Source organism: Boseongicola sp., from assembly GCF_057460485.1.
In genome coordinates this window covers 1-4,646 of the sequence record NZ_JBVCWP010000287.1, presented here as the reverse complement: position 1 = coordinate 4,646, position 4,646 = coordinate 1, and the positions used below count along the sequence as shown (strand labels likewise).

At 57.6% G+C, this 4,646-nt stretch carries 5 protein-coding genes; all 5 read right to left on the bottom strand.

What is annotated here, in order from left to right:
* Positions 1-821, bottom strand: an 821-nt coding sequence (ccoG, locus tag AC221Y_RS20450) for a cytochrome c oxidase accessory protein CcoG (RefSeq protein WP_486708219.1), incomplete at its 3' end; no start/stop codon positions are given.
* Between the two features lie 180 nt (positions 822-1,001).
* Positions 1,002-1,868: a cytochrome-c oxidase, cbb3-type subunit III gene (gene ccoP / locus AC221Y_RS20445; RefSeq protein ID WP_299754653.1), complete on the bottom strand. Its 867-nt coding sequence runs from the start codon at positions 1,866-1,868 to the stop codon at positions 1,002-1,004.
* Positions 1,868-2,104 (bottom strand): cbb3-type cytochrome c oxidase subunit 3, encoded by a 237-nt coding sequence (locus AC221Y_RS20440; RefSeq protein WP_299754651.1) that lies wholly within the window; start codon positions 2,102-2,104, stop codon positions 1,868-1,870. The genes ccoP and AC221Y_RS20440 overlap by 1 nt, the downstream gene beginning before the upstream one ends.
* A gap of 14 nt (positions 2,105-2,118) precedes the next feature.
* Positions 2,119-2,844 (bottom strand): cytochrome-c oxidase, cbb3-type subunit II, encoded by a 726-nt coding sequence (ccoO, locus tag AC221Y_RS20435; RefSeq protein ID WP_299754649.1) that lies wholly within the window; start codon positions 2,842-2,844, stop codon positions 2,119-2,121.
* 13 nt (positions 2,845-2,857) lie between these two features.
* Positions 2,858-4,405, bottom strand: coding sequence for a cytochrome-c oxidase, cbb3-type subunit I (gene ccoN, locus AC221Y_RS20430; protein ID WP_486708220.1), 1,548 nt, complete (start codon positions 4,403-4,405; stop codon positions 2,858-2,860).
* Positions 4,406-4,646 lie beyond the last annotated feature (241 nt).

Sequence of the window (4,646 nt, the reverse complement as noted above, 5' to 3'; positions counted from 1 at the left end):
TCGATGCCCATCGGGCAGACATTCACACAGGCGCTGCAATCGATGCAGTCGCCCAACAACTCGGCACCCTCGGCTTTGCGGTGCTTGCCGCGGGGTTCTCCACGCCAGTCGCGATAGGCAACTGTCAGCGTGTCGTCATCCATCATCGCGGCCTGAATGCGCGGCCACGGACACATATAGATGCAGACCTGCTCGCGCATGAATCCGCCGAAGATAAAGGTCGTAGCCGTCAGTACAGCGATTGTGGAATAGGCGATAAAGGGCGCATCGAACGTTACCAGATTTGCGGCCAGAGTGGGCGCGTCGGCAAAGTAAAAGACCCAAGCGCCACCAGTTGCCACAGCGATCAAAAGCCAGACCGTCCATTTGGTCATGCGTAAGCGGACCTTTTTCGCCGTCCAGTCCGCGTTCCAAAGACGCACGCGCGCGTTTCGATCACCTTCAATCCATCTTTCAACAAGGACAAAAAGATCGGTCCAGACCGTTTGCGGGCAGGTATAACCGCACCAGACCCGGCCCAATGCCGATGTGAACAAAAAGAGCCCGAGGCCAGCCATGATAAGAAGGCCCGCAACGAAGTAGAACTCATGCGGCCAGATCTCGATCCAGAAGAAATAGAAGCGCCGCCCAACCATATCCATCAGAACGGCCTGATCGGGAAGGTTTGGCCCGCGGTCCCACCGCAGCCATGGCGTGATGTAGTAGATCGCCAGAGTGACACCCATGATCCACCACTTCAGCGTGCGAAATTTTCCGGTCACACGACGGGGGAAGATAGGCTCTTGCGGCGCATAAAGCGGCTGTTCGTCGGACGCGCTCATGTTCAATAACTTTCCTGTTCGCACATCCTACTTAGCGATCGGATCCGTCGCCCACCTTGACCTGTGTCAACCACCGCAAAAAACGTGCCCCGATCCCAAAATTGTGCGAACAGGTCTGGGATCAGGGGCAACCAAGTCACATTTGCATGCGGCTTGGTGTTCTTTTGTCGCTAAAGCGACTTACTCGCCGCCACCAAGCTGGTGGACGTAAAGCGTGACGGCTTTGACCTCGGCGTCACTTAGACGCTCGCCCCAAGGCGGCATGACGCCAAAGCGCGCGTATTTGATGGTTTGCATCACGGTCTCGCGCGACCCGCCATAAAGCCAGATTGCATCCGACAGATTAGGCGCGCCAAGTTCGGGGTCGCCCATGCCGCCGTCTCCGTGACAGGACGAACATTCTGCGGCGAATATCTCGCCGCCAGCCGTGGCGAGTGTTGCGTCGTGATCTGTGCCCGACAGTGAGAGCACGTATTCGGCCGTCGAAGTGATTTCCTCTTCGGTGAGAACTTCGTCAAAGGCCGGCATTTCGGACCAGCGCGCGTCATAATCGGCCTCGTTGCGGATGCCGTGACGCACGGTGTATTCGATTGCCTCAAGCGATCCGCCCCAAAGCCAGGCATCATCCAGAAGGTTCGGATACCCAATAGCGCCCGCAGCCCCTGCCCCGTGACACTGCGAACAGTTGGCACGGAAGACGGCGGCACCACCGGCGACACCAAACAGGTGGGCCGGATCTGTTTGCTCAAGCGTCGAAAGGTCGGCGGTTGCCAAGCGCTCCGAAACGGCTGCGTTTTGTGCATCAACCTCTGCAATGTCTGCGGCAACTTCGGCCCGCGTTGAGTACCCAAGTAAACCGGCTGTCGCTCCCTGAACCATTGGCCATGCCGGATAGGCGATGGAATAGCCGATGCCCCAGACAATGGTGATGTAAAAGCACCAGAGCCACCAGCGCGGCAGAGGATTGTTCAACTCCTTGATGCCGTCCCATTCGTGGCCCGTAGTATCGACGCCTGTGACGTCGTCGTGGTGTGGATTGTCAGACATCAGCGCGCCTCCGGCTTAGTTGGAGCGGATTTGGAGCCGCCTTTACGGTCCGTATCGGCCGTGTCGTGAAGCTCAATTGGCAGCGTTTCATTCCGAAACGGAATGTCCGAAATATCGGCATGAAGGGCGCGACTTCCCGGACGGAACGCCCAGATAATAGCCCCAAAGTAAAACACGCACATCGCCAGAAGGACCCAGCTGTCGGCAAGTTCACGCAAGAAAGAATAGGTATCCATTGTCTGTTCCTCCCTTAGCGGCTTGCATCTGGCGTAAAGGTCGAAAAATCGACCAGCGTGCCAAGCATTTGCATGTAAGCGATCAACGCATCCATCTCGGTCAGGTCATCCTGACCATCGAAGTTGGACACAACCGCACCCGGATAACGTTCGACCAGTGCATCCCAGTCCCCGTCGGGGTTGGCCTGCACGCGAAAGTCAGCCTTTGCCTCAGCGATCATCTCGTCGGAGTAGGGAACGCCGACGAAGCGATGGGTGTTTAGAAGGTCTTCGATATGTTCGCCCTCGATTTTAGTGTCGAGAAGGAACCCATATCTTGGCATGACACTTTCGGGGACGACGGATTGTGGGTGCGTGAAGTGATCCACGTGCCAGGCATCCGAATAGCGCCCCCCCACACGCGCCAGATCAGGCCCTGTGCGCTTGGAGCCCCACTGATGCGGGTGGTCGTATTTGCTTTCGGCCGCCAGCGAGTAGTGTCCGTAACGTTCCACCTCGTCGCGCATCGGACGGATCATCTGGCTGTGACAGACATAGCAGCCCTCGCGGATGTAGACATCGCGCCCCGCCAGTTCGAGCGGTGTATAAGGCCGCATGCCCTCCACGTCCTCGATGGTGTTCTGAAGATAGAACAGGGGTGCAATTTCTACAATTCCGCCAACGGAGACGACCAAAAGAGAGCCAACCAGCAGAAGCATCGGGCTTCTCTCAATGATGGCGTGTTTGCTGAGTATGGACATAGTGTTCGCTCCTTTACTCTGCTGGGACGCCGACCGGCGCGGAGACGCGGGCGCCTCCTCGGATCGTCATCCACATATTCCAGACCATGATCAAGGCACCGGCGAGATACATCACGCCCCCCAATCCACGGACCACATACATCGGGAACTTGGCGCTGACCGTGTCGGCGAACGAGTTCACAAGGAAGCCTTGCGCATCAACTTCGCGCCACATCAGGCCTTCCATGATACCGGTCACCCACATCGAGGCCGCGTAAAGAACGATACCGATTGTAGCGAGCCAGAAGTGCCAGTTGATCGCCGACATCGAGTACATCTGTGCCCGGCCCCAAAGCTTGGGTGTAAGGAAGTAGAGTGCACCAAAGGTGATCATGCCGTTCCAGCCAAGGGCGCCAGAGTGAACGTGACCGATAGTCCAGTCGGTATAGTGGCTAAGCGAGTTGACCGCCCGGATCGACATCATCGGACCCTCAAAGGTCGACATGCCGTAGAACGCGAGGCTGATCACCATCATCCGGATGATCGGATCGGTCCGCAGCTTGTCCCATGCGCCTTGCAGGGTCATCAGACCGTTGATCATGCCGCCCCAGCTTGGCATCCACAGGATGATCGAAAAGACCATGCCCAGTGTCGACGCCCAATCTGGCAGCGCTGTGTAGTGAAGATGGTGCGGACCGGCCCAGATATACAGGAAGATCAGCGCCCAGAAGTGAATGATCGACAGCTTGTAGCTGAAGACCGGACGACCGGCCTGCTTGGGCACGAAATAGTACATCATGCCAAGGAAACCGGCGGTCAGGAAGAAGCCCACCGCGTTGTGGCCGTACCACCACTGGGTCATCGCGTCCTGCACACCCGAGAACAACTGGACAGATTTTGAACCCCAGATCGAGACCGGGATTGAGATGTTATTGATCAGATGCAGCATCGCCACGGTGACGATGAAAGACAAAAGGAACCAGTTGGCGACATAGATATGCTTTTCGCGGCGTCTGAAGAGAGTGCCCAGGAAGACCAGAAGGAAGGACACCCAGACGATTGTCAGCCAGATATCCACATACCATTCAGGTTCGGCGTATTCTTTTGATTGCGTCGACCCGAGAAGATACCCGGTTGCCGCAAGCACGATGAACAGCTGATAGCCCCAGAAAACGAACCATGAAAGATTACCGCCCCAAAGCCGCGCACCACATGTGCGTTGTACGATATAAAAAGACGACATGATCAACGCGTTGCCACCAAAGGCAAAAATTACCGCACTTGTGTGGAGGGGGCGCATGCGCCCAAAGTTCAGATAGGGCTGGGCCCATTCAAAATTCAAAACCGGGAAGGCCAGCTGGAAGGCGATGATGACGCCGACAAGAAACCCGACGCAGCCCCAAAATCCCGTCGCAATCACGCCCGCGCGGATTACGCCATCCATATATCCCGTCTCGTCAACGGCGGGGGATGGGTCGTCAAACTTCCGCAGGATCGAGATAAAGAGCCCGGCAGAGATCGAGGCGATGCGTCGCTCGGCCGACCTCACGGTGGATGCGATCCGGGCCGCGGCCGGGGCCATCGGCGATGGGGTAACCGAACGCGAGCTGGAAGGCGTCTTCGAGGGCGCCTGCAAGGCGGGGGGCGCACAGCGACCCGCCTTCGCCTCGATCATCAAATCGGGTCCGAGCTCGCTGTGGCCCTGGAAGAGCTTCAGCACCACCAGATACTGATCGAGTCCGAGGACCGCTGGCGGCTTCTGTACGACTTCCGACACCCCCTGATGCGAGAGACACTCCGTTCCGAGCTTACGCTGGTTCGAC